The 26811-nt window shown below is 35.7% G+C and carries 20 protein-coding genes and 1 pseudogene; 12 read left to right on the forward strand and 9 right to left on the reverse strand.

The genetic code is table 11. The annotated features are described in order from the left end of the window. Positions 1 to 28 precede the first annotated feature (28 nt). Together CRO45_RS19865 and CRO45_RS00490 are read right to left on the reverse strand one after the other, a co-directional pair. Entirely contained in the window at positions 29 to 832 is an 804-nt protein-coding gene (locus CRO45_RS19865; protein ID WP_097147666.1) for a hypothetical protein, read from the reverse strand. After that, the gene (locus tag CRO45_RS00490; RefSeq protein ID WP_097147667.1) at positions 829 to 1368 is read right to left on the reverse strand and encodes a hypothetical protein; all 540 of its coding nucleotides are present in this window, start codon (positions 1366 to 1368) and stop codon (positions 829 to 831) included. The genes CRO45_RS19865 and CRO45_RS00490 overlap by 4 nt, the downstream gene beginning before the upstream one ends. Before the next feature lie 39 nt (positions 1369 to 1407). Between CRO45_RS00490 and CRO45_RS00495 the strand changes: the two genes are divergently transcribed. The 3 genes from CRO45_RS00495 (at position 1408) to CRO45_RS00505 (ending at position 3693) form a co-directional block, all read left to right on the forward strand. Then, entirely contained in the window at positions 1408 to 2370 is a 963-nt protein-coding gene (locus tag CRO45_RS00495) for a nuclease-related domain-containing protein (RefSeq protein WP_170949369.1), read from the forward strand. A gap of 190 nt (positions 2371 to 2560) precedes the next feature. Beyond that, the gene (locus CRO45_RS00500; RefSeq protein WP_097147669.1) at positions 2561 to 2896 is read left to right on the forward strand and encodes a hypothetical protein; all 336 of its coding nucleotides are present in this window, start codon (positions 2561 to 2563) and stop codon (positions 2894 to 2896) included. 323 nt (positions 2897 to 3219) lie between these two features. Continuing rightward, positions 3220 to 3693 (forward strand): IDEAL domain-containing protein, encoded by a 474-nt coding sequence (locus tag CRO45_RS00505; protein WP_097147670.1) that lies wholly within the window; start codon positions 3220 to 3222, stop codon positions 3691 to 3693. A 435-nt stretch (positions 3694 to 4128) separates the two neighbouring features. Here the strand turns inward: CRO45_RS00505 and CRO45_RS19870 are convergent, their stop codons facing one another. The 6 genes from CRO45_RS19870 to CRO45_RS00530 form a co-directional block, all read right to left on the reverse strand. Beyond that, complete coding sequence (locus CRO45_RS19870) at positions 4129 to 4521, reverse strand: hypothetical protein (RefSeq protein ID WP_141400307.1); 393 nt, start codon at positions 4519 to 4521, stop codon at positions 4129 to 4131. A gap of 156 nt (positions 4522 to 4677) precedes the next feature. Beyond that, positions 4678 to 4830, reverse strand: coding sequence for a hypothetical protein (locus CRO45_RS19960; RefSeq protein ID WP_170949370.1), 153 nt, complete (start codon positions 4828 to 4830; stop codon positions 4678 to 4680). 14 nt (positions 4831 to 4844) lie between these two features. Continuing rightward, complete coding sequence (csaB, locus tag CRO45_RS00515) at positions 4845 to 5924, reverse strand: polysaccharide pyruvyl transferase CsaB (RefSeq protein WP_097147672.1); 1080 nt, start codon at positions 5922 to 5924, stop codon at positions 4845 to 4847. Between the two features lie 35 nt (positions 5925 to 5959). Further along, entirely contained in the window at positions 5960 to 7903 is a 1944-nt protein-coding gene (locus CRO45_RS00520) for a DUF5693 family protein (RefSeq protein WP_097147673.1), read from the reverse strand. A gap of 15 nt (positions 7904 to 7918) precedes the next feature. Beyond that, the gene (locus CRO45_RS00525) at positions 7919 to 9475 is read right to left on the reverse strand and encodes a putative polysaccharide biosynthesis protein (RefSeq protein WP_097147674.1); all 1557 of its coding nucleotides are present in this window, start codon (positions 9473 to 9475) and stop codon (positions 7919 to 7921) included. After that, complete coding sequence (locus CRO45_RS00530) at positions 9472 to 10212, reverse strand: WecB/TagA/CpsF family glycosyltransferase (RefSeq protein ID WP_235864495.1); 741 nt, start codon at positions 10210 to 10212, stop codon at positions 9472 to 9474. The genes CRO45_RS00525 and CRO45_RS00530 overlap by 4 nt, the downstream gene beginning before the upstream one ends. Before the next feature lie 247 nt (positions 10213 to 10459). On the opposite strand from CRO45_RS00530, the gene CRO45_RS00535 reads away from it, so the two are divergent. Continuing rightward, positions 10460 to 11095: a hypothetical protein gene (locus tag CRO45_RS00535; protein ID WP_097147675.1), complete on the forward strand. Its 636-nt coding sequence runs from the start codon at positions 10460 to 10462 to the stop codon at positions 11093 to 11095. Positions 11096 to 11335: 240 nt separating this feature from the next. Here CRO45_RS00535 and CRO45_RS00540 read toward each other — a convergent pair whose 3' ends face one another. Next, positions 11336 to 13345, reverse strand: a complete 2010-nt coding sequence (locus CRO45_RS00540) for an S-layer homology domain-containing protein (protein ID WP_097147676.1) — start codon at positions 13343 to 13345, stop codon at positions 11336 to 11338. A gap of 1043 nt (positions 13346 to 14388) precedes the next feature. Here CRO45_RS00540 and CRO45_RS00545 point away from each other — a divergent pair. From CRO45_RS00545 to CRO45_RS00580, 8 genes and pseudogenes are all read left to right on the forward strand, one after another. Next, the gene (locus tag CRO45_RS00545; RefSeq protein ID WP_097147677.1) at positions 14389 to 16536 is read left to right on the forward strand and encodes an S-layer homology domain-containing protein; all 2148 of its coding nucleotides are present in this window, start codon (positions 14389 to 14391) and stop codon (positions 16534 to 16536) included. Positions 16537 to 17835: 1299 nt separating this feature from the next. Next, a complete protein-coding gene (locus CRO45_RS00550) occupies positions 17836 to 18591 on the forward strand; it encodes a pectate lyase-like adhesive domain-containing protein (protein WP_097147678.1) in 756 nt (251 codons plus the stop codon). A 192-nt stretch (positions 18592 to 18783) separates the two neighbouring features. Next, positions 18784 to 19248: a JAB domain-containing protein gene (locus CRO45_RS00555; RefSeq protein ID WP_097147679.1), complete on the forward strand. Its 465-nt coding sequence runs from the start codon at positions 18784 to 18786 to the stop codon at positions 19246 to 19248. Between the two features lie 13 nt (positions 19249 to 19261). After that, the gene (locus CRO45_RS00560) at positions 19262 to 19561 is read left to right on the forward strand and encodes a hypothetical protein (protein ID WP_097147680.1); all 300 of its coding nucleotides are present in this window, start codon (positions 19262 to 19264) and stop codon (positions 19559 to 19561) included. 382 nt (positions 19562 to 19943) lie between these two features. Beyond that, positions 19944 to 20477, forward strand: coding sequence for a tyrosine-type recombinase/integrase (locus CRO45_RS00565; RefSeq protein WP_235864496.1), 534 nt, complete (start codon positions 19944 to 19946; stop codon positions 20475 to 20477). Between the two features lie 250 nt (positions 20478 to 20727). Beyond that, positions 20728 to 21047, forward strand: a pseudogene (locus tag CRO45_RS00570) (JAB domain-containing protein). A gap of 1107 nt (positions 21048 to 22154) precedes the next feature. Beyond that, complete coding sequence (locus tag CRO45_RS20415; protein WP_141400312.1) at positions 22155 to 22241, forward strand: hypothetical protein; 87 nt, start codon at positions 22155 to 22157, stop codon at positions 22239 to 22241. Between the two features lie 215 nt (positions 22242 to 22456). Beyond that, positions 22457 to 26566: a DUF4073 domain-containing protein gene (locus tag CRO45_RS00580; protein ID WP_170949371.1), complete on the forward strand. Its 4110-nt coding sequence runs from the start codon at positions 22457 to 22459 to the stop codon at positions 26564 to 26566. Positions 26567 to 26811 lie beyond the last annotated feature (245 nt).

Here is a 26811-nt window from a genome sequence, read left to right on the forward strand (position 1 = left end):
AATTTATCAAAAAAAGCCCTTCCTTTCATTATACCTTGAAAAATACCGAATGATAAGTAAAAGGAGAGGGAGAGGTGTTAGCACTAGTTTTAAAAATCGCAAATGGATTACCGGAAATCGCAAATAAGCAATGTAAATTCGCAAGTAAATCACCCGATATCGCAAGTAAAATAAGAATCGCAAATAGAGTTCTGAAATTCGCAAATAGAGCACCGGAAATCGCAAATAAGGATATGAAATTCGCAAGTAAAATACTCAATATCGCAAGTAAATCAAGAAACGCAAATAGAATTCTAAAATTCGCAAATAGAGCACCGGAAATCGCAAATAGAGTTCTAAAATTCGCAAATAGCCCCCAGGAAATCGCAAATACACCCCGGGAAATCGCAAATAAGCAATGTAAATTCGCAAGTAACTCACCCGATATCGCAAATAAACTGTGAATCGCAAATAGAGTTCCGGAATTCGCAAATAGACCACAGGAAATCGCAAATAAGCTATGTAAATTCGCAAGTAAACCACCCGATATCGCAAATAAAATAAGAATCGCAAATAGAGTTCCGAAATTCGCAAATAGACCCCAGGAAATCGCAAATAAGCAATGTAAATTCGCAAGTAAACCACCCGATATCGCAAATAAAATAAGAATCGCAAATAGAGTTCTGAAATTCGCAAATAGAGCACCGGAAATCGCAAATAAGCAATGTAAATTCGCAAGTAAACCACCCGATATCGCAAATAACATAAGAATCGCAAATAGAGTTCCGAAATTCGCAAATAGAGCACCGGAAATCGCAAATAAGGATATGAAATACGCAAGTAAAATACTCAATATCGCAAGTAAATCAAGAAACGCAAATAGAGTTCTAAAATTCGCAAATAGACTACAGGAAATCGCAAATAAGCAATGTAAATTCGCAAGTAAATCACCCGATATCGCAAATAAAATAAGAATTGCAAATAGAGTTCTGAAATTCGCAAGTAAATCACTCGATACGCAAATAAAATAAGAATCGCGAATAGAGTTCCGAAATTCGCAAATAGAGCACCGGAAATCGCAAATAAGCAATGTAAATTCGCAAGTAAATCACATGATATCGCAAATAAAATAAGAATCGCAAATAGAGTTCCGAAATTCGCAAATAGACTACAGGAAATCGCAAATAAGCAATGTAAATTCGCAAGTAAATCACATGATATCGCAAATAAAATAAGAATCGCAAATAGAGTTCCGGAAATCGCAAATAGACCCCAGGAAATCGCAAATAAGCTATGTAAATTCGCAAGTAAACCACCCGATATCGCAAATAAAATAAGAATCGCAAATAGAGTACTAAAATTCGCAAATAGACCACGTGAAAACCGCAAATAAGCGTATCCAATTCACAAGTACTGGAGGAATCACAATTGATAATTTTAAAAAGAACAAAATCATTTTCACATCTAGCCCTTGAGTCTTTATTTAGAAGATTAAAAACAAATGACCCTACAAAATATAAGAATTATAGGGATGAATATATAAAATTGAATGTTGGATATGAGGGGGAACTTCAGGCTGATCGGGAATGGGATGAGTTAGAAATTCCAGTGAATTATTCATTACTTCACAATTATGAAACGTTAAGCGATATTGGGAGATCTCATCAAATGGATACGGTCTTTCTATGTCAACATTTTATTTGGATAATTGATATAAAGAATTTTTCTGGGATATTAATGTTTGATGAAGATAAAAGTCAATTTTTGCGAAAGGATTTTGAGGGGGACATTAATGGTTATTATAACCCAGTTGATCAAATTGAAAGACATGCAAGGTTCATTAACCGACTATTCAAAAAGTGGGGAATCAATTTACCAGTAGAAGTTGCTGTCATTATAGTAAAAGATTCAACAATCATTCAGAATGCTCCCAAATTTGTACCCGTTTTTCATTTAAGTGGTTTACAATCGAAGCTTAACAAACTGTTTCAAAAACATCCAAATCCATATATAACCGATTTTCAATATAATGAGATAAAGAAGAGATTATTAGTTGGATTGAAACGTAAAATATGGAGACCAAGTGTTGATAGTAGGGATATAGCCAGAGGTGTTCTATGTAGAAATTGCAATTATAGAACAGCAATGGAATTTAAACACGGTACATTTATATGTCCACTTTGTAATAGAAAAAGTAAAAACGCCTTTTTGGAAGCAATATATGACTATAAATATTTGTTTAGTAATTCGTTTACCAATAGTGAAATAAGAGAATTTTTAAACATTAAATCCATATATTCAACAACAAGGTTATTAACGAGACTAAACTTTGAAACTAGCGGATCATATAGAAATAGAAAATATAAAATACCAGATGAAATTAGAAAGTAAAGTAGTTCAAAATACTTACTAATGTAATGAAAAATAGGTTAATAATCAGTTTTATAAGCATAATAAAATACAAAATATTGCAAGGAATATTAAAAAACAATCAATATTCGTAAATATAATATTTACAAAATTCTACAAATTTATTAAAATAATGGATAAATTAGCACATTTGGAAATGGAGGAATCGCAATTGCGAAGGTATGAAATTACAATTCCACAATCGAATATTGGACAATTACGACACTCTGACTTTCAATGGACTTTTACGGTATATGAGGATCTTGTAAATGAGTGTCGCGCACAATACTCATCTTCTGAACTTTATAAAGAATTTACTAAGATTCAAGTGGATGATGTACTTTATGAAAGTGTTATATTTGATTTTATTCAAGGAAAATTAATTCTTGAAACCAATGAAAGAGAAAGAAATAAAGTACTTAGAATCCTAAAATACTTTACAGTCAAAATATCACCCACATCACGTATGATATTCTTAAACTCTAAGAAAAGCGATGGAGTTTTGTAATGTACATAGAGGATGCCCCACCTAAAGACCCCGCAATGTAAAAACTTCACCTGTGAAATTAAAAATGAACCTAAAATTGAAGCATCCTAAAACATGATAACTACACAATATTTCAAAATTCGATGTTCTGTTGAAGTTTGAAAGAAGAAAAGTGTGGAGAACATATCATTATCGGCATCTTACAATCGTATAAATAAATAAGCGGATTATCTCTACAGAGAAATAAACGCCGGATTTGTAAGCGAAACACCACATAAAAAGAAAGAAAAAGTGCAATCGCTTACAAGGTCAGATGTTAGAACTTCTATTTTAGGAGGGGAATTATGATACATGTTCAGTATATGAAACCTTTCTACACAAAAGTAACAGATAATACTTTGCGTTTAGTGTTCGCGTATCAATATTTTTCAATAACCAAGGACGATGAGTTGTACCACTTCATTCCAGTGGATGGAAAAGAAATGATTATTAACCTAAACACGATGCAAATTGAAAACTTATCGGAAATTTTTGTGTTCCAGCGCGGCAACCGTTTTGTCCGTTATCCTTTGTACCAACTGCTGGTGCAATCTGATGTACACGATCACTTAATGGCAATCATTGATGAGGCTGTATCGCAGAAGGAAACTGTAAATCTTGTCACTGGGAAGGAAGAATCAGAGATTGATGACATCATTTCTGTTTTAGAGGAACAAAACTTGGAAAGGCTCATTGACGAGGCTTTAGCCGAGCGCAATGAAGAACTTTTCTACGCTTTAGTAGGGAAGAGAGAGAAGTACCAATCGAAAAGTGGTTAATTTCGTTGTAGAATTCCGTGGGTATGATAGCTAGTTAGTTAAAATCCTTTTTCTCAATAGCATACATGACTGGCAGATAACGGAGGAACAAACAGCATGTCTCAACAACAATAAAAAAGCACCTCGATTTTTTATAAATCGCAGGTGCTTTTACTATTTCAGTATGGTTGGTGTGAAAATTTACTCATTTAAAGATTGGTCTTTGGACTTTCTAAAAAAGGGAGGGGGAAAGCAAAACTAATAGCGATGGCAAAAAACAACAAATTTTATAAAATAAAAAGGTGAATAATTGTAACAACAATTCCAGAGCCAATAATCCCAAACAGCCAATCTTCCTTCGTCAATGAATAGAATTTAGAATCCTTCACACCTATCCCACCTTCTATAGATTATCCCTATTATTACCAAAATGGAGGGAGGTTATTCAATTAAAAGTTAGATTTGTTCGAAAATGGTATTGGTGATTATTGGGGATGGGCGAGGTGTTTGCAAGGAAGGTGATGATAGCAAATAAAATATCAAAATCCGTAAATAAACCCTGCAAATTCGCAAGTAAATCATCAGAAATCGCAAGTAATCAGGATTTCGTAAATAGGGTGTGGAAATTGCAAATAAACCCCGCAGAATCGCAAGTAAACCTCGTAATATCGCAAGTAAATCATCAGAAATCGCAAGTAAATGGGATATCGCAAATAGAATACCGAAACCCGCAAATAAACCCTCCAAATTCGCAAGTAACCCTCTCAATATCGCAAGTAAATCATCAGAAATCGCAAGTAAATGGGATATCGCAAATAGACTACCGAAACCCGCAAATAAACCTTTCAAATTCGCAAATAATCCTCTTAATATCGCAAGTAAATCATCAGAAATCGCAAGTAATCAGGATTTCGCAAATAGACTACCGAAACCCGCAAATAGCCCCTCTAAATTCGCAAGTAAGCCTTGTAATATCGCAAGTAAATCATCAGAAATCGCAAGTAATCAGGATTTCGCAAATAAACTACCGAAACCCGCAAATAAACCCTCTAAATTCGCAAGTAACCCTCTCAATATCGCAAGTAAACCCCAAGTTTTCGCAAATAAACAATCCCCATCAAAAAAATGCCCTGAAAGCCAAGCTTTCAGGACACTCAAATTCAACTCTTCAATTACTTTTTAAAAACTTCCAAAGCAAGCTTCGCCGTTTCAAGCGCTCCGATTTGCAACTTTTCAACTTTACTACGGATTGCCGCTTCAGCAGCGCTTCGATCAGATAGCACAGCAGTAGAACGATCATACAGAGCTTGTCCGCTCCAATCATCCTTTTCCACATGTCCCAATACCGGTTGGGAAACGATATCTGCGAATGCATCGATTTTCGGATCGTATGATAGAGCGATGAATGGTGTGTATTGGATTGCCGCGAAGATTAAAGAATGGAGTCTTAGTCCAATCAATAACGCCGATTCACCAATGACCGCAATCTTCTCTTCAATCGAGAGATCCGCAGGTGCAATGACGCTAGCTTCCTTCATCATCTCAGCAACAGAAGCAGAAGCTTTCGCATCATGTTCACCGTGCATCGGGACAAACACAATCTTCACACCGCTCGCAGCAAGGCGATCTAATCCATCCGCAATCTTTTCCATAAACGGTACTGACGATGGCCAATCTCGCACACTGACAGAAACATATGAATCGTCAGCCCACGATTGCGAAGCCAACCAATCACTTCGGAAGTCACTACCGCTCAGCCCAATCACTGGGTCAGGTACAACCTTAATATCTTTCTTCACGCCAATCCCGCGAAGCAATTCGCGTGACGCTTCATCACGCACCGTAATACCGTCAACTTTATTTAACATACCCTTAGTAATAAACTTACTAATCCATTTATCAATCGGGCCCATACCTTGCGCGTAAATAAACACCGGCTTGCCATGCTTTTTTGCCATGCGCATAATTCCTGTATAATACGGAATCGACTTCAATCCAGTCTTGTCCTGTAGCAAACTACCGCCGCCACTCACAAGACCATCCGCTTCTTTCAGCACAGCGCCGACTTCAGCAAACTTCCATCGATTCACCGCATTCACACCATAAGTCGCGGCAGTGGACTCCGGATTATTCGATAATACCGTAATCTTAACTTCTGGATCTAACTTACGAAATGCTGAAATGATTGAGAAGAGAATCGCCTCATCACCAACATTATCAAACCCGTAATAGCCAGATAAAACGATGTGCACTAAGCACCCCTCCAAACACTACTCCGCAATCACCATTACGGAGTTTCCATATATCTCTTAGCCTTTGCATAATAATGGCTTAAAACTTTGTAAATAAGAATAAACACAAGACCCACTACAAATCCTAAGACAACACTATAAAATGTACGTAGTAGTGATATACCAATTGGAATGTGTAAATGTGTAAATGTATTAACAATTGATAAGAAACCGATAACACCTGGGATTAAGAAAATCATACCCAGCTTACGATGAATTCCCATCACATAAAGTGCCAAAACAAATAATGGGAAGCCGATTAAAAATTCCTTCGTTCTTGGACGTACATATAAAATGTCTTCTATAAGCTGTCTAAGTTTTAACTCCAAACCGCTAACCGGCCCAAAGTTACCTGTTCTCATCATATAGAACATACCTACAGCAGCAACAATTACAGCAACTAGTAAATGCCAAAACTTAATTTCTTTATCTAACAACAATCCTGTTTGCTTAATACCTGTTTTCAGACCACCAGAACCAATATTTGTCCAGTTCAATAATACAAATAATGCAATTCCTGCAATTGGGACAATATAAACAAGTTTAACCCCTCTAAATGCTTCATAACCAGAAATAAATCCATTGCCGTTCAATAAACCAATAACAATCGCAATTCCTATCAAACTAATACCGACAGCTTTTACGTATTGAACTAAAATATTTCTAATCTTTGTCGATCCATTTGAAGCTTTTATAACTGCATAAATCGGTGTAATGCAGGCAATCACTAAAGCAAATGCTTGGATAAATAATAGACGGTCGAGCACAAAATAAGCTCCAGCCAATAACACCATAAATCCTGTTGCAAGAAGACGTAAAATCTGACTTCTTACTAACTCAGACATGATGTATGTAAAGATAATTCCAGAAAGTAAAACCAGTGCTGTTACCCATGAAGGGACAGAAATTTTATCAAACAGAATTGGTGCCCCTGGTGTAAAATGAGGAGCCGTTTTTTCCATTTTTGCTTGAACATCTGTTATATAACGAATAGTTTCATCTAAGTTCTCTTCTGCATTTCCTTTTTCTCTAATGTGCCAGAAAAACGATTTAATATTTCGTTCTTTGATTGCACGTATGGATCGGTCAACTCCTTCTGGGACATTCAACTTAGACTCTTTATTGATATCCATACTGATCAAACGGATAATGTCATAATCTGTTGCTTTGGCAAAGACCTCTTCGCCTCGTTGTTTTTTATTATCACCATCAATGGAATAATAATAGTACCCAGCATCTTTTAATCTCTTGACTATTTGATGATGAATGTTTTTATCTTCAACGCTAAGCCCATACCCAATCATTTCTTCTCCAATGCCTAAAATACCTGAAACATTTTCATTTTTGAAAGAAACAAGTTGGTCAACAATATTTTCATTCACATGTTCTTCGTCATTTTTCGCTCGGAAAATATGCATAAGACCATGACTATTAATTTTTTCAATTGCAGCAACGTTATAGCCAATCGGCGTGTCTATATAGTAATTGCCATTGTTCTTAGGTAAGAAATAAAAAGGCACATCACCTATTACTATTTCATCAGGTTGAATGACATCTTTTAAGAAGTCTCGGAAATCCGGATCTTCAGGGATGCTAACATATAAACCCTTTTTGCCATCAAACTCATCTTTAAAAGGTGAAAATAGCAATAAACTTTTTAGTTCATACTCATCATAAACAGCTAATACACCTTGTTCTTCTAATTCTTCTAATGAAGAAGGCTCAATACTCACCGTCGTCAGCCCAGCCTCTTTCAATCTAGAGAGGACAGTATCAACAGATAGTTCACTATTTTCTGCTACATGCAGTATCTCATCATAAGGAATAATAATTTCATAATTGTTGCTCGATGTTTCAACATTCCACCTATTGACTAGGCCGGGAATTGATATGATTAGTAGGGCAACGACGACTAACCATAGCCATTTTTGTTTTACCATAAATGTGTTCCTCTCCTATTTAATTTTTTTACCGATCACCGGCAGTTGTTTCAAATCTTGTTTTGTAATGGTTTTTGTTACATATAAAAGAGCAAAGTAAATCATTCCACCAACACCCATTGCAATAAATACGTAAGCTAACGCGAGGATTCGTGACCAATCCACCAGGTCAAACATCAACGTAGGAATCCCCACAACGCATCCCATTACAATAGAAGAAAGTACGATCATGATCACTTGTCTATTAATGATAGAATAACGAATTCTTTTGAAAATAAATAGCGAATTTACAATAAATAACACAACATATACAAATAAAGTCGAAATCGCTGCACCATCTAATCCGTACAGTTGGATGAAGAACATATTAGACACGATTTTCAATAAAACCCCGCCAATAATGATCGTCGCCGCCATTCGCTCAGAACCCATCCCCTGTAAAATTCCCGTTCCTAAAATCGTTAACGAAGTAAACACAGAGCTTATGTTGATGATTGCTAACATCGAACTTCCTTCTAAATTCGTAAACAAAGCTAAGTTCAATGGCAATGTTAAAGCGAATAAACCAAGGGCAGCTGGCCAAGATATAAGGTGTGTCATTCTATGAGTACGTTCAATAACGGAACGAGTTCCTATTAAATCATTTTCCGCAAGCTTCTTTGTAATCAACGGAATTAACGGCAGAATAATCGAAGTCGCAAAAACGGTAGCAATTTGCACCATCGTCTGTCCACGTCCATAAATACCGTATAAATAATTGATTCGTTCAGCTTCCACACCAATATTTCTCAAACTTGCTGTAACAGTAAAGGAATCAACAAAATTAAATAAGGCCATCATGACAGAACCGATGGCAATCGGAATCGATAACTTTAAGATCACTTTACTCCAATTAGAGAACTCACCAACTGAATATTTCGTCTTCGATTTCACTTTGTCTTTCGAACGACTAAACTTCAATCGTAAATAGACAAGGGAAGCAAGGGCACCAAATACAGAGCCAATCATCACGCCACCAGCGACCATGTCGTTAGAATAATCCATTGAAACAAGTACATAAGCAGCGACCAAAATAATCCCAACACGTATTAATTGTTCAAGTACTTGCGAAATCGCTGTCGGTTGCATATTGCCGTAACCTTGGAAAAATCCACGATACACGGCCATATACGGAGCAACTAACAAAGTAAGTGCAACAACAATTAATGCAATACGAGTCGATGGTCCACCAAGGGCATTTGCAATTTCATTGGAGAATCCATAAATGATCGAAAAACTTAGCACACCAAAAGAAAGGGCCAAAATACTTGCGGTAACATAAATGTCCCTTACTTTGTCAGGCTCATTATTCGCATTCACTTGGGCAATCAACTTCGAAATCGCAACAGGAATCCCTGCCACCGATAAATAAAGTGCAACCATATAAACGGGGTACACCATACTAAAAATCCCGAGCACTTCATCTCCAGCGATATTTTGCAAAGGAATGCGGAAAACACTACCCAAGATCTTTGATAGGAGAGTCGCTACTGTCAGGATTAGCGTACTTTTGACAAAAGTGGATTGACTCATTTTGTAGACCCCTGACCAGTACGTTTCATCTTACGAACTTTTAGTGCGAACTTTGGTAGGACAAGCATTCTACCAAAACGACTTGGTTGTTTCAGAAGGCGGTAAAGCCATTCAAGATTCATTTTTTGCCAAATAACTGGAGCACGTTTCACCGTACCAGCGATTACATCGAAAGAACCTCCAACACCAATAAACACACCATGGTCAAACTTGTCCATATTTTGAGTAATCCATCTTTCTTGTCTAGGTACACCAAGAGCAACGAAAATAAGGTCAGGTTTTAATGCTGCAGCTTTTTCGGCAATATCGTTATTATCCCAGTCAAAAAATCCATCATGATATCCGACGATGTCAATACCTGGATAGGTTGCATGAATATTTTCGACAGTTTTTTCAATCGTTTCTTTTTGCGCTCCTAATAGGAAGATTTTATAGCGCTTTTTGTCGCCATCCTCAAGTAAGCGAACCATCGTATCATAACCCGTCACTCGTTCAGGTAGTGGTGTGCCAAGCATAGACGCGGCTTTTACAACCCCAATCCCATCCGCACAGATGTATGTAGCTTGTTTCACGTAATTCATTAACTCGGGATCTTCATTTGCGCGCATCACAATCTCTGGATTCGCTGTAATAACAAATGTTTTCTGTTTTTCGTCAACACGCTTCTCTAAGAGCGTGACAAAGTCTTCTTGTGTCGTATGTAAAAACGGAACATTCATAATCGTTACAAATTTCATCAAAATTCAAACCTTTCATCTTATAACCTTCATACTGCCAACAATCATACCATAAATGAATTAGCAGGAATATATTTATAATCTATCAGAATGTAGATTTCATGCGTGTAAAAACGGTGTGGCAAAGATTAAATTTGTTACGGTATGAAAATTGCTGGCTTATTAAATTGCATGATTAGTACAGTAAATCTGGTTACTTGCGAATTCAGGTGAAATACTTGCGATTCTGTGGAGAATATTTGCGATTTTGCGCGATCAATTTGCGAAATTGAGTTTACTTGCGAATTTGACTGAAATACTTGCGACTCTGCGGAAGGCATTTGCGAAATTGCTCATTCAATTTGCGAATTTCGGAGACCTATTTGCGATAATGAGTTTACTTGCGAATTTGGAAGAAATACTTGCGATTCTATGGAAGGTATTTGCGAAAATGCCCATTCAATTTGCGAATTTCGGGGATCTATTTGCGAAATTGAGTTTACTTGCGAATTTGAATGAAATACTTGCGATTCTGTGGAAAGTATTTGCGAAAATGCCCATTCCATTTGCGAATTTCGGGGATCCATTTGCGAAATTGAGTTTACTTTCGAATCTGGCAGAAATACTTGCGATTCTGTGGAAGCTATTTGCGAATTCGCCCATTCAATTTGCGGATTTCGGGGATCCATTTGCGATAATGAGTTTACTTGCGAATTTGGAGGAAATACTTGCGATTCAACGGAAGGTATTTGCGAAAATGCTCAATCAATTTGCGAATTTTGGGGATCCATTTGCGAAATTGAGTTTACTTGCGAATTCGGCAGAAATACTTGCGAATCAGCGGAAGGTATTTGCGAAATCACACATTCAATTTGGATCTCGGAGATCCATTTGCAATTTCTAAGTCTGCAAACAAAATCCATCAGCTTTCCATGTAAATCTACATATATATAACTCAAATCCCTCATTCACCGAAATCAACACACGACATAACCAAAATTAAGCGCAACCTGCACATAATTCCGAATATGTCGTATCCCGATTCCGTCAGCCGGCGTTTTCAGCATTTGTAAAACACCTAACTTGAAATAAACGCCCCAAACAAAAAACAACCCAAGCGAAACTCCGCTTGGGCCATTAACACTTACTTCTTAAGTTCCTCTAACAAATCTCCACGAATCCAACCTGTTTTACCATTTGCAATGACTTGATACCAATCGCCATCTTTTACAAGGTTGCCATCCCCATCAACAACAACAGCCAGTACTGTATTATGTGCTACAGTAGTAAGACTTGTACTTGATGTGTTTGGTTCGCTTCTCAAGTTTACTACTTTAACTGCATACGCAGATAAATCAACTACCTTCAGAAGGTTTGTCAATTTCGTATAATCGTTACGAACCCAACCTTCCTTACCATTTGCAACTACACGGTACCAATTTCCGTTACTACCAACAACGGAAATTTTAGTGCCATGTGGTAATTGAGTAATAATGTTTGTGTTAATGATTGCAGGATATGATCTTAATCTCACATCTCCATCAGTTGAGTTAATATAACCAACTCCACCTTGCAACGCAGGTAATACTGCATATTGTGCTTCAGGTGCTGGAAGTGGAGAAGTCGCTGGTTGATTTCTATATTGTGGGACATCGAAAACTAATTGAGTCGTTTTGTCAGATCCAGTCTTTGCATAGATGTCATGAATTTTTCTTGCTTGAATGATTGCCCATTGTACATGGGTTGCATATTGATGATTAGTTGGTTGATCTGGATCCCACTTCATTTTATATAAAGTGTCTTGTCCTTCATCGATGTATTTTTCTCTAACAAACTTAGCTCCACCAACAATCGCATCATGAATTGTAAACCAACCTTCAGAATAAGCTCTTTCAGATCCATATTTGTTTGGATCCTTATTTATCGCACCAATTCCATAGAAGTTGTAAGTTAATTTAATGTTACTTAAACTTTCACGATTTTCATCTGTAACCATTTCTGGCTTACCTTCAGCATTTAAACCAACTTCAATCCCATTTGCTAGTTTGGATCTACCAAGATTTGTTTCATGTAAAGCATGCGCAATTAAGTAAATCGCATTAATCTCGTGAGTTAAACCAGCTTCGATAAAGGAAGCAGCAGTACCCTTTAAGATATATTTGTCAGAAAGTTCTTTTTGGTTGATCTCATTTGCATCTAAACCTTGTACAGGTTTAGAAAGTTTTAAGAACTGATAGTATTCAGGACTATTCACTGCAAAGTTATTAGAATTTAAATGATATGCAACAAATGCAGGTGTAGCGATAAATACGCCACCGCCATCTTGATTCGGTCTATGATTAGCCTGTAGATTTAAAACATGAGAAAAATCTACTGGATAATTAGATGTTTCATAGATTGGCTCAAGACTTGTTACTGGCTCCTCAGGTTCTTCCGTTCCAGGCTCTTCAGTACCCGGTTCCTCTGTACCTGGCACTTCAGGTTCTGTTGTAGGTTCTTCAGGTTCTGGCTCAATCCCTGGTTCCTCAGGTTCCAGTTCATTCCCAGGATCAGTCTCCAAACCTAACAAACGGTATAAAACAACCCCAGCCTCTGCACGAGATGCTTGTGCTTTTGGTGCAAATAAATTTCCGGGTTTTCCACTCATCAATTCAGCAGAAACAACACGTTGAACATCATCATATGCCCAATTAGCGATTTGTGCATTATCATTAAATGAAATCGTTCCTGCAGATGATTCAATTCCTAGCTGATCTAGTGCACGTTTCATCATGGCAGCCATTTCTTGACGAGTGATTTTATCATTTGGTTTGAAGTTCCCTTTGTCGTCGCCTTTAATCAGTTCATAGTAAGAAGCTTGGTTAACTGCGTCATAATACCAATCTCCAGCTTTCACATCATTGAAAGTAGAAGTAGTATCAACTCCAGGTAACTCTAAAGCTCGTACTAGAAATGTAGCAAACTCTGCGCGGTTTACAGAATCATTAAGACGGTAACTACCTGTGTCATCGCCCTTCATAATCTCTTCATTAATAAGATAGTTCATTTCCGTATACGCCCAATGGCCAGAAATATCTTCCGCAGATGCTGCTTTTGGTGCTGTGTAGCTGATTCCGAACATTAGTACGAATGCAGCAACGAATCGGCGTTTCATTCTACAAATTCCTCCTTCATTAGCATTACTTTGACAATTGAGCAAAATAATCTCTCAATATATAAATCTATCAAACTATTGCTAGAAAAAATAGACTTGTAATCAAAACGTTAATGAAAAGGGGACTAATTTGCTATTTGTAAAGTCAATTTTTCGAAACAATCCGTATTTCAAGATTGAAATAAAAAAATAATACTTATGAGATAAATGAAATTTAAGTTGTATGGAGTTTCTACTTATTAAATAGGGGGATTAAAACAAAAATAAAAAGGCATATTTTAAAATTCGATGAATATAACTGAAAAGGGACTAAGAATTATATGAAATTAACATTTGAAGAATTCCTATATAAAAAGAAAAGATATATATTTGGTGCAGGTTTAATGATCTGTATTCTGGAGGGAAGTACCGGTATCTAATACCACATAATTCAAAGCCCAAAAAGTTTATAAATTTAGGCATAAAAAGTGTAACTTTCTAAAACATGGTACGTCTAAGATAATGTGACAATTAATAAATGAAAATTTCAAAAAGCACGGTAGATTAAGTGAGTCAATGGAAATATTGGACACTGGTTACAAATCCTGAGAAAAAAATTAACTATTGTTAGTTAAATAGGAAGTTGTTTACAGACGCAAATAATGGTAATTCATTACACATAGGTGAATAAATGTAAAAATTTATTTCCATAATCCAACTCAATAGGTTAAAAATCTATTATGTAGATGGATATAACATGGAAATATAATAAAAAATTAACATCTATGGATAGACCTGTAACAATACTGCAATCCATTTAATGAAATAGTAACAAAAATTCTCAAGATGTGGTATTGAAATTAAAATTTGTTAATGTTATAGTTTTGAAGTAGGAATACTAATCTAGTTAAAGACTAGTAAGTATACTTACTACTCTTAAACAAGATTTGATTATTATTCTGAGAAACTACGATACATACCACTATGCTGGTTGACACTACGATTCTAGTAATCTAGTTTCAAACGAATAATATTAATTAGCATTTTTAGGGAGGAAAAAATTAATGGCAAAGCAAAACAAAGGTCGTAAATTTTTCGCGACAACTGCAACTGCAGCATTAGTAGCATCTGCTATCGTGCCTGTAGCTTCAGCAGCAGAATTAAACGACATCAACCAAGTACCAACTTGGGCTAAAGACGCAGTACAATATTTAGTAGATAACGGATCTGTAACAGGTGATCAAAATGGTAACTTCAAACCATCTGCAAACATCACTCGTGCAGAAGCTGCTACTATCATTGCTAAAGAATTAGGTCTTGAAGCTACTGGAACAGAAAACTTCTCTGACGTAGCACCTGGAAACTGGTTCTATGATGCAGTAGTTGCTACATCTCCAGAGATCTTCAATGGTGATGACAACGGTAAATTCAACCCAACAAACAACTTAACTCGTGAACAAGCTGCGAAAGTAATCGTAGAAGCTTTCGGTTTAAAAGGTTCTGAAAGCATTTCTTCTTTCAGCGACGCTTCTAAAGTAGCTGGTTGGGCTAAAACTTACTTCGAAACAGCTGTAGCTAACGAAGTAATCAAAGGTGCTGACGGAAAATTAAATCCTAAAGCTAACATCTCTAAAGCCGAATTCGCAACAATGATCTTCCGTGCTGTTGAAGCTGCAGTAGCTCCTGGTGTTGAATCAAACACTAATGGTAATGGTGGACGTGATTACTTAGTAACTATTACTGGTAAAGATGGTAAACCAGCTGCTAAAGGTGAAGAATTCTTCGTATTCTTAGATGAAGCTGGTACATCATCAGGTGCATACATTTTAGATGCTAACAAAGCAGCAGTTTACGAATCTAATGGTACTAATTCTGCAAAAGTGGTAAAACTTAAAGTATCTAACGACAAAGGTGAAGCTAAATTTACTGTTTATGGTAAGAGTGCAACAGATTATGCAACACCAGTTGTATTCTTAGATCGTGGAACTGATAACCGTAATGTTCTAAATTCAGCTGACTTAAAAGCAGAAGCTAACGAAATTACTTACTTCAAAGCTCCAGTTTCAACAAGTGTTGGAATTAAATTCTTTGATGCTAATGATAATGAAATTACTTCAGCTAAAGGTGCAGCTACAGTACAATTACGCGTATTAGACCAAAATGGTAAAGTTAAAGTAAATGAAAACTCATCTGCTTCTGATTACCAAGCACGCTTTGAAGTTGAAAATACTTCAACTAAAGTATTAACAGTTGGTTCAACTGATGTAACTCAAGATAGAGTTGTTAAATTAGTTAACGTTGTTAATGGTATTGCAGAATTAGAACTTTCTACAGATGAAGCATTAACTGCAAACGTTTATGCATCTTACAATGGTTTAACTACTACAGGTTCTATTGCATTCACTAATGTAAATGCTGTTGCAGATACTTACACAGGTGCAATTGTTGCTATCGATACAGCTAATAAAGAAGTAACATTCTCTGGTAAATTACCAGTAAGCTATGATGGTGCTTCATTCAAAAATGAATCTGGTAACGTAATTGATGAAGAAGCATTTGTAACTGCAGTTAAAGCAGGCGTAACTGCTACTTATATCAAAAATGCTGATGGTAAAGTTTCATTTGAACTTATTACAACTGAAACAGGATCAACTCCAGATTTAAGTGAAGCAGTAACTGATTCTGTTACATTTGCTGACTTAAACTTAACTGAAATTAATACAGTATCTACATCTAATGCTGCTGTTGCTACTGCTAAAGTAACTGCAACTGGCTTAGAGTTAACAGCTAAAGGTGCTGGTACTGCAACTATTACTGCTACTGATTTAGGTGCAGATGGTGCTGATGATGAAGTTGCAACAATTACAGTTACTGTAACTAAAGATGCAACTACAGGTGCTTTAAGCATTAGTAAAGTTGTAACTGCTTTTGATGGAACTGCTCCAGCAGAAGTTACTAACTTAACTTTCAATGACTTAGATACTGATCAAGGTGAAGTTTCTGGTGAAATTACATTCACTGAATCTGCTTCAACTGATGTTGTATCAACAGTAGTAAAATATGGTGATATTATTGTAAACAAAGATACAGCTGGTAAATATACTATTGCTCAAAATACACCATATACTGATCAAAAAATTACTGTAACTGTTACTGACGCTGCTGGTAATTCATCAACTACTACTATTGATGTTACTGATGCAACTTCTTAATAAAAATAAACGAAACGTTACTTCATAAATTCAGTATTTAATTGAATGAAAGAAGTGGAACGAGACCTCATGAAATGCTTAATTGGCCTCTATCATGAGGTTTTGTTCTAACTGTTACTTCCATATGATGGGTGAAATCCCTATCCTTGCTAACAGTTAAAAGCAAGTGCCTAATCCTCCTGCATCCAGTGAGACTCTTTGCCAGTCAAAGGGATGAAGTCAGGTGAAGTCGTACTCATAGAATTGAGGCGGGGCTCCTTAAAAGGTGTCTATGGTTAGGAGACGAATCCATGTTGATCCAGGGTGAGTTAGTGAATATTACGTAGAAGCTAGGAGTTTAGTATTCATCCTTATTTGTGAAATCAAATAATGGCGATTAGAACAATTGACTGTTAAACTAGTCGTTCTCATTCCTGAATAGTGGAAGCCTAAGGTCATCAAAAGAAGGGATAGAAGTAATGGAACGTTTGAAGTCTTACTAGAAGAGGTGGGTAAGCACCAGTGAAGCTAGTAAGATGGCGGCGGGTTCATAGTAGTGTTGATAGCTAGCCGTTTGTATTGTGGTGGTAACATCACAAGAGGGTAAAACTAGCTGGAGCGAAGGAACCCAGTCAGTAGTAGAATTCTAATAAAACTTATTTCCCCAAAATAAGTTAGTGGACCAATCATATGAAAATATGATTGGTATCCTTTTGGAACTTTAATAGTTATATAATACTATTATTAATTAATCGAATCACTACTATTGGCGGATCGCCGTGTGCGGTGAAAGCCGCCTGCACGGTGAAGGCTCGATACGAAAGTCACATTTATGTGATATAAGACGAGAATAGCAATATTAAAACTCTAACTAATTTCAATAGCGCTGTTGCATCTGCGCAAAATGGTGATACATTAACTGTTGATTTAAGTAGTTTCAATGGTGGAGAAACACTTACAGTTACAGGGAAAAGCTTAAATATTACACTTAAAGGTGCATTAGCTGGTAAAACATTTACAGTAAATGCCCCAACTTCAAATGTAACAGATTTAACTACTGGTGGTACTATTAATGTAGAAGATGTTGATGGAAATAGCTATCATTATAAAGGTTCATCTAACATCGTATGGTCTGATACAAATGGAGGACGTTTTGTTAACCAATCTAATGGTGTAGCGAATGTTAGAATTACTGATGGTGCTTCAATTAATGTTGATGGTCAAGAAGCAACAAATTCAGTTAATTTAGCAGTTGATGCAGATGCTAGCATAACTGTATCTGGAACAGTAGGTACAATTACTGCTGATGAAACTTCAACAGTGAATACACAAGCAGGAACAACTGTTGAAGCAATTGAAGGTGATGCTACAGTTACAGGTGAAGGTGAAATTAATTCTGTAACAGTAACAACAGAAGTAGCTTTAAACGCTGCAATTGACAATCCTGCTGTTTCTAAGATTATCTTAGGAGAAGGTATTATTGTTACTGCACCTGTAGTAATTGATAGAGCTGTAACTATTGATGGAAATAATCAAGAATTAGCATTTGGTTTCGATATAACTGTTGGAGATGTAGTAATAAATAATTTAACTGTTACTGGATCAGGATTTACTGATAATGTTTCCGGAGATTCTGCAATTTATGTAAGAGATACTGCTGGTAAACCAGTTACATTTGATGGTGTAAAAATTAACTATACAACAAACAAAGGTATCATGGTTTCAGGTATCTCAACAGCAAGTCCAAGTAGTTATATTATTGTTAGAAATTCTACATTCTTTGTAAAGAATGAGTTCCAAGAAGGTGCAGATTCTTCAATTTATACTTACGGTAAAATTGAAGTAACAAATTCCAAATTTAATGGAGCTGCTGGAATTGTTATTGATCATTCTGAAGTTGGTAATGTAGTTGATATTAAAGGTAATGAGTTTAACGGGACATGGGTAGGTGTATCATTATTTAATAGTGCATCAATGTCTGATAAAACTAGAGAAGAGACTAAGGCGTATGTTCTTGACGCTAATAGTTTTAACGATGAACTTGGTGATTATAAAGTATCTGCTAGAGATAATTAAGATTAAACTGTCAGTTTATGAAATTGGTGTAGTATAACCAGAAAACTCTACATGGCTTAGGCTGTGTAGAGTCTTTCTCATAACGAAACAAAACAAAGTACAAATATATATTATTTCCTTGAATGAGCGCTAACATCTACTTTAGGTGTTAGCGCTTTTTGTATTTACTAAACTATTCAAGGAGTGATTTACATGGAAGAAAATCAAAAGAATGTACCAGCAAAACGAGTTGATATTGTATCAGTGAAGTTAGTCAGAGAGAAAACAATGATGTACAAGAATCGTAGAGTTCGTTCCCCTCAAGATGCCTACGAGTTGATGAAAGAATTTTTAGGTGATGTAGATCGAGAGCACTTTGTAGTTCTTTGCATGGATACAAAAAATCAGCCTACAAATATCCAAGTAGTTCACATAGGTTCTCTCAATTCGAGCATTGTTCATCCGAGAGAAGTATTAAAGTCAGCAATACTAAGTAACTCTGCTAGCATAATCTGTGGTCATAACCATCCATCAAATGACAGTACACCAAGTCCTGAAGATATCGAAGTTACAAAGCGATTAGTAGAAGCTGGTCAAATCATTGGAATTGAAGTTCTTGACCATCTAATTATGTGTGAAGATAACTTTCGTTCTCTAAAAGAATTAGGGTATATGTAAGGGAGGAATTACAATGTCTACAGAACATCGTTTATCGGAAGTATTAACAAATAAACTTGGTTACTATGTACCTGTAAGTGAAATTGGTTATGAAACTATTTGGTTAATGAAAGATGAAGTTGATACACAGTTAATACCGAAATACCTTTTAGATAACCTTGGCGATCCAATTGTTGCAGACTCAGCAAGTTATACAGATGCCAATGGCAATTACTATCTTCTAATAAGTGTAGAAACAGGATTACCAATACCTTATGAAGTATGTTTGGTAAATGACGAAATTGTTTCTGATTTTTTGGATGGGATAGATTAGTATTCTCGCGACAAAACTAACAAGAAACTCACGGCAAAAGTAAATGCCAATGGCATCAGAATTTTAAAGTGCATGCGACTCATAGCATGTGCTTATTTTGCGTGCCTAAAAACTCACGCCATTATTATATAACTGTCGCTAGTTTAGTAGAAAGGGGGTATTGTGTATGTGGCAACAAATAGTTGTAACTGCAGTGGTCGCAGTTGTAGGAGCTATCGCAAAAGAAATTATTGAAGGAGATTAAAAGAAAATGATAATGTGTCCATGTTTATTGAAAGAAAGTAGATGTAAGAAGTGTGGTTCAAAAATAGTCTTATGGTAAATAAGTATCGAGTAGTGGGGTAAGAATCCACTACTCTTTTTTTGTTTGGGAGGAAATATGATGATAGGAAATGTATTAGCATCGTTTAAACAATGGCTCATAGAAGATGGTAAAGCAGTAGCAACAATTGAAAGCTACCTTAACGACATACGAAAATTCAACGCCTATCTAGTTGAAAAAGACTGTGATCCTGATGTGTTGATTAGTCGATTCTATTTTATAAGTTACATGAAACATCTCGAATCAGAAGGTATGTCTGTAAGCACTCGAAACAAAAAGGTCAATTCGCTTAAGGTGTACAACGATTGGTTGTTCAAAAATAGATTGGTAGAAAATATTTTCATTAGTATCAAAAGAGACAAAGTGAAGGTTGCACATGGTTCAGAAGCAGATGTGAGTGTTTTGAATGACCAGCAGGTAGAACAGTTCCTTTTCCACCTAGAGAAAGAAACACAACGAAACAAACTGATTGGCTACTTGCTGCTCTACACTGGCATTCGAGTGTCTGAATTAGTGAATATCAAAATCTCAGACGTGTATCAACTGACCTCACATCTCACAGTTCGGGGCAAAGGGGGCAAAATTATTATATAGAGAGCTCTTGTATGAGAAATGACTTGTACAAGAGCTTTTCTTATTACATACAGTTTTAATACCGTTTTAGGTAAACTTTTAAACATATATTTTTTCCTTGAATGAGTCCTAACATCTATTACAGGTGTTAGGGCTTTTTTGTATTTACTAAACAATTCAAGGAGTGAATTACATGGCAGAGAGTCAAAAGAACATACCAGCAAAACGAGTTGATATTGAATCGGTTAAATTAGTCAAAGAGAAAACGATGATGTACAAGAATCGAAGAGTTCGTTCACCTCAAGATGCCTATGAATTGAAGAAAGAATTTTTAGGGGAAGTAGATCGTGAGCACTTTGTAGTTCTTTGCATGGATACAAAAAATCAGTCTACAAATATTCAAAAAGTTCACATAGGTTCTCTTACTCAAATATTGTACACCCGAGAGAAGTGTTAAAGTCTGCAATACTAAGTAATTCAGCTAGCATAATCTGTGAGTATAACCATCCTAGCAATGATACAACTCCCTCATCAGAAGATATCGCAGTTACACAAAGATTATTGAAGGCAGGTCAAATTGTGGGTATGTAATCGGTCATCTTATTATCTGTGAAGATAAATTTAAAAGAAGCAGGATACATGTGAGGGGGAAAATCAATGTCAGCAGAACATCGTTTATCGGAAGTTTTGTTTGGTAAATGACGAAATTGTTTCTGATTTTTTAGATGGATAGATTTAGTATACTCACTACAAAACTAATGATAAACTCACAACAATAATAAATGCTAATGGTGTCGGAATTGGAAAGTGCATGCGACTCATAACATGTGCTCATTTTGCATGCCTAAAAACTGACGTCATTATTTATATAACTGTCGCTAAGTAGAAAAGGGGGGTATGTGGTAACAAATAGTTGTAACTGCAGTGGTCTCATATGTAGATCCTATTGCAAAAGAAATTATTGAAGGAGATTAAATTAAATGATAATTTGTCCATGTTAATTGAAAGAAAATAGATGTAAAAATTGTCGTTCAAAAATTGCCTTTGGTAAATAACGGATTAAGTGGTGGGGGAAGAATTCACTACTCTTTTTTTGTTTGGAGGAAATATGATGATAGTTAAAATACTAGAATCCTTTCAACGTTGGCTCATAGAAGATGGTAAGGAAGCCGCTACAAAAGTTACATGAACGAAATACGAAAATTCAACGCTTATCTAGTTGAAAAGAATGTGATCATGATGTGTTGCTTAGTCGAATTTACTTTACTAGTTACATGAAACATTTTGAACCGAAGGTATATAAGTAAGCAGAAGTGAGTGTTTTGAATGACCAGAAGGAAGAACAGTTTCTTTTTACACTTATAGAAGGAAACACAACGAAACAAACTGCTTGGCTACTTGCTGCTCTACACTGGCATTCGAGTGTTTGAAATTGTGAATATCAAAATCTCAGACGTGGATCAACTAACCCTCACATCTCACAGTTCGGGGCAAAGGGGGCAAAATTCGAGAGATTCCTTTGAGAAAAGATGTTCTCGAATCTATACAGGTCTACATGCTGGGCGAAAGGGGCAATTCCAAGTTTCCTGAAAGTCCATTTTTATTGGTGAGTCAACGTGCAGGGAAGGTGCAAAGAGATGAAATCAGAAGTTGGCTTAACGAAACAGGCAAACAGCTACTCTTTCACATTACCCGCACATGCTACGACATACATTTTGTACTAGATTGATAAGAAAAGGTGTTGAAATCAGTTCAGTCTTAATTATACATGTACATCAAAAGTAGAGAAACAAAATGCAGTAAATCGACTGTATAATTAGTAAACAATTTAACACATATTAGTATAATAGTTATAGTGAAAAATAATAATAAGTAATATTTTAATAGAACATAGAATATATAGACTAATTATCTTCCAAATAATTGGTTGTTGTGTGTTGTTTGTAAAATACTTCCATAGTATAATTGTAATGGTAACATTATGTATTGGAGGTATTTTAATGAGTAAAAAATATAAAATAATGTTTACGGCTTCTGCAGTATCTGTTGCAACTGTAGCAAGCATTGTAGCAATTGCTCCAACTACTGTAGATGCTAGTATGAATTTTCCAGATGTAACTCCATCTGACTATTTCTATGAAGCTGTTACAAGTTTAGCAGAACGTAATATTATTAATGGTTACCCTGATGGGAAGTATCATGCAGAGGATGTAATTACACGTGGACAAGCAGCAAAAATTATTGCAGGTGTGTTAGGTTTAGATACTGAAAATGTAACAAATCCAAATTTCACTGACGTTCCAAAAAACCATCCATTCTACGGAGAGATTGCCACATTAGCAAATGCAGGAATTATTGATGGTTACAATGGAAAATACCTTCCAAACGATCCTATTATCCGTGACCATATGGCAAAAATCATAGCTAATGCGTTTCAATTAGAATCACAATCTACAATTGTATTGCCATTTAACGATGTACATGCAAGCTACCAATCTTATATAGCTGCTCTATATGAAAATGAGATTACAACAGGAACAACACCGACTACGTTTGATGGTAATAAAAAAGTAAGCCGTGGTGAAATGGCGGTGTTTGTTACGAGAGCTGAGGCTTCTTTAACAACAGAAATAGAGTTAATAATTGAAAATATATCTCATAACACAATTCAATCAAATGAAGGTAAATTTACTGTTGCTAGTGAACTATCAACTATTTTCAAAGAATCAAATGAGGTTGCCTTAAAGGGTGCAAGAGTGACTGCAACAGTTAAGAATGGTAGTATTGTTTCTATTCAATCGATCACATTAAACGAATCAGGCCAATCAAAATCTCCGGTTATATTTGATGGTGGTGAAGGAACCATTGATGAGCTGATTGTAAATGCTGATTTTGTGAGCATCCAATCATTAAATGTTGCTGGAAACATTACCTTGTCCAATAAAGTAACAACTGAAGTTGTATTAAACAAAGTTACATCCAATGGACAATTACTAATTGAATCTGCCGATACAACAGTTGCATCATTAATACCAGTTGCGGAAACTACTACAGGTCCAAAAATAACACTAAACGCTACTTCACTTTTACAAGGGATTCTAGCTAAACGTGACAATGTAGCAATTATTTCAGATACAAAAATACCAGAAATCCTAATTGATTTAGGCGTTTCTTCTATTCAAGTAGACGGTGAAGTAGGAAATTTAACTGTTAATGTGGATATTGCCCTAGAAATAACAGGGAATGCTACAATTGATCAACTTGCTGTTGCTGCAGCAGCTGAAATTGCACTTGAAATCCAAGGGATAGTACGTGAACTACTTGTTCAATCAACTGCAGCAAAACTAGAAGTAGGCACAAAAATTGACATTGAACAAGTAATTCTACCAACAGATTCAAAACCTGAAAATGTTATTTCAAACTATCAACAGATAAAAGATAAGATTAGTAAAGTCGTAGACACTACTGGATCAACCGTGCAAGAAACGTCATCACCATCGGGAGATGGTTTAGGTGGTGATGATGGAGGCTCAAAATCACCAGTATCACCACCATCGGAAAGCGGTGGTGGTTCATCAACACCGGTAGATAGAACTCCACCGACGATAACAATACATTCAACTATAATAGGTGAAGGTGATAGTGTTTATGTTAAAAGTAATGAAATCGGAACAGTATATTTAGTTCCTAATTCATTAAACCCTAAAAATAAAAGTGAACTAGATAAATTAGTAAATGCAAGTAATGCTGTTAATGTAACAGTTCAAAAAGTGGAGAGGGATATAAATATCCCTACATTAAATCTGACCCCTGGTGAGTATAAAGTCATTGCAGTAGACAACTCTGGAAATCTCTCGACACCAAAACAAGTTACTATAATCGACAAAGTAACTGAAGCAGTAAATGTAGAAGTTAATAACTTAACTATAGATACCATAATAACTAATAGTGCTGTTCCAAATGGTACAGATAGCTATAAAATTACAATTATCGAATCAAAAACATTTAGATTATCGAGTCAATTTATTGAAACTAGCGGTGGGGTTGGAATAGAACTAAGTAATAGCGATAAATCAATATTTACTTTTAATATAAGTGATATTGCAAGTAGAGAATATACTGTCGTTGTACTGTTCTTCGATGAATACAACAATATTCGTGGTTATGAAGCGGTTCCTGTAATGTTAGATGAGCAAACAGAGCCAACAATTGAACTATATCTACGCTCATATAAAACGGATTATCTTTTAGAAGAAGAGTTCGACTATGAATTCCTTGAATTTACTGATAAAAATGGAAATCAAATTGATATAAATGAAGCTGATATTCAAATAATTGGGTTTGATAGTAGTGATTATATAACCGATCAAAAAGTAACTGTAAAAGTAAATGGCTGGAGTAAAACCATTTTAGTCAGCGTTCTTCCAGCTGCTCCGAATTTGATCCTAGACGATATTTTGGATGTAATTGTTGGAATGGATAGTACAATGGAGTACAAAATAGAAGATACTGATAATTGGATTAAATATGATGAGAATAATCCCCCAGATTTATCTGGAGAAATATCTATTACGGTAAGATACTCGGCAACAAACGAAAAACCACCTAGCCACACAGCATATTTTGGTTTTTCTAATTTAAATTTCTTATTAGACGAAGATACTAAGAATGGTAACCCTACTAATTCACTTTCTTTTGCATGGCATAATATTGATCAACTTGATGAATCAACTATTATTTCTTTAAATGGAAAAACTTTGGACAATTTATTCTACGAAAACCAAAATATTTTACATGTATTAGGTAGTAAAGACATTAAAATAACAGGAGTTACATGGAATATTAACGGTGATAAATTAGTATCAGCTTTTACATTAGAAGAGCCAATTAATATGAAAGAAGCAGTAGGAGTAAGTTTTAGCCTTAGAAGTTTAGAAGAGTTGAACGGTTGGGTTGGATTTGATTATGTTGCACTTTATAAGGCAACCGATTCGGAGTTACTTGATTTACTTGTAGAAGAGATTAAATTAAATGAATTAGATACAAATGGGAACAGTCAAGAAATTTTATTATATATGAGTACAAATAGGGAATTAATTCACAGTTATAATCAATTGTTTGCTCTATACTACATCGAAGAGATAACATCTTCTATCGATACACTTACGGATATTGGTAAATTGCAAGAAATAATTAATAAAGTAAATGTGATGAAAAATGATGAAGATCAAATTACACCAACAGACTCTGAAAAGGTAGCAATTGCAAAAACAACGATTCAAGGCTTAAATATTGCTTGGGATACTGATGCAGTAACAACAGTAACTTTAGTAAATCAAGCAATTGAAGGAGCAACTTTACCAGATGGAGTAATTGCAGTAGCAGCCGAGGGAACAGCTGAAAATATCGGTAATGTAGTAATCACGATTTCAAGTGGAGTAGAGTCTGACATAATTGTGATTGCAGCCCCAATCCCAACACAGGCAATTAAAGCGGTAAATAATGCAGATGATGTAACAAGCTTCAGAGAAGCAATCGATGCAAATTGGGAAGAACTAGGGATTTCGGAAGAAATCAAAAATAACTTTATGGCGTTACCAGAAGATGCAGGACGTCAAAAAGCAGTGTTTGCATATTTCCAAGGTGAATTTGCAGATGCTGATACAATTAAAGAAGTTTTCGAATATGCAGTAAATCAAGAGTTTCATAAGTTTGAATTTATCAATGCGGTGGATGGAGCAAATAGTGCGGAAGAAATGAAAACAGCACTTACTACTTATATCCCAACACTACATGCAGATCGAGTCGAACTAATAGCAGATTTTAAAGCAAAAGGGATGACTGCCGAGGCTGAAGCATTAGAAATAACTAAGTATACAACAGTTTTGGCTACTGTTAACGAGATGGTCGATGATGAATCATTATTAGAATTAGCTAAACAACTGTTGGAAAAGAGATTAGATACGACAGAAAAAGCCTTCTTTGGAACTGAAAATATAGTAAACGCAATTCAAGAAATTATTAATTCAAAGGGTGTAATTCGAGCTTCATCAACGTTAAGTATGGGTGTCAACTTTACTATTAATAATGGTATCCTGAAGTTTATCTAAAACTTAGAGAGTATCTACATTTATGGTAACTCTTTTCCATTACAAAACCGTATCACCCTACATTACAACCATATATTATATTCATAGAAAAGCTATTCTAATTTATCCAGCTCTAATTCCTTTCGAGGGATTAGAGCTATTTTTATTTAAGGAGGAATGTGAAATGAGAAAGTATGATTACACCGAGCGTAGGGTCCTGTTTGTTGATGTTGTAAGGGAGGAGAAGCGGGCCCCAGCGAGGCGAG

The sequence above is a fragment of the Ureibacillus acetophenoni genome, assembly GCF_900220965.1.
Classification (GTDB): Bacteria; Bacillota; Bacilli; order Bacillales_A; family Planococcaceae; genus Ureibacillus; species Ureibacillus acetophenoni.

What these genes read in the sequence shown, in the direction of transcription:
- CRO45_RS00505 (WP_097147670.1), top strand. Translation starts at nt 3,220, where the DNA reads ATGATACATGTTCAGTATATGAAACCTTTCTACACAAAAGTAACAGAT.
- CRO45_RS00520 (WP_097147673.1), bottom strand. Translation starts at nt 7,903, where the DNA reads ATGGTAAAACAAAAATGGCTATGGTTAGTCGTCGTTGCCCTACTAATC.
- CRO45_RS00525 (WP_097147674.1), bottom strand. Translation starts at nt 9,475, where the DNA reads ATGAGTCAATCCACTTTTGTCAAAAGTACGCTAATCCTGACAGTAGCG.
- CRO45_RS00530 (WP_235864495.1), bottom strand. Translation starts at nt 10,212, where the DNA reads ATGAAATTTGTAACGATTATGAATGTTCCGTTTTTACATACGACACAA.
- CRO45_RS00540 (WP_097147676.1), bottom strand. Translation starts at nt 13,345, where the DNA reads ATGAAACGCCGATTCGTTGCTGCATTCGTACTAATGTTCGGAATCAGC.
- CRO45_RS00545 (WP_097147677.1), top strand. Translation starts at nt 14,389, where the DNA reads ATGGCAAAGCAAAACAAAGGTCGTAAATTTTTCGCGACAACTGCAACT.
- CRO45_RS00555 (WP_097147679.1), top strand. Translation starts at nt 18,784, where the DNA reads ATGGAAGAAAATCAAAAGAATGTACCAGCAAAACGAGTTGATATTGTA.
- CRO45_RS00560 (WP_097147680.1), top strand. Translation starts at nt 19,262, where the DNA reads ATGTCTACAGAACATCGTTTATCGGAAGTATTAACAAATAAACTTGGT.
- CRO45_RS00565 (WP_235864496.1), top strand. Translation starts at nt 19,944, where the DNA reads ATGATAGGAAATGTATTAGCATCGTTTAAACAATGGCTCATAGAAGAT.
- CRO45_RS20415 (WP_141400312.1), top strand. Translation starts at nt 22,155, where the DNA reads ATGCTACGACATACATTTTGTACTAGATTGATAAGAAAAGGTGTTGAA.
- CRO45_RS00580 (WP_170949371.1), top strand. Translation starts at nt 22,457, where the DNA reads ATGAGTAAAAAATATAAAATAATGTTTACGGCTTCTGCAGTATCTGTT.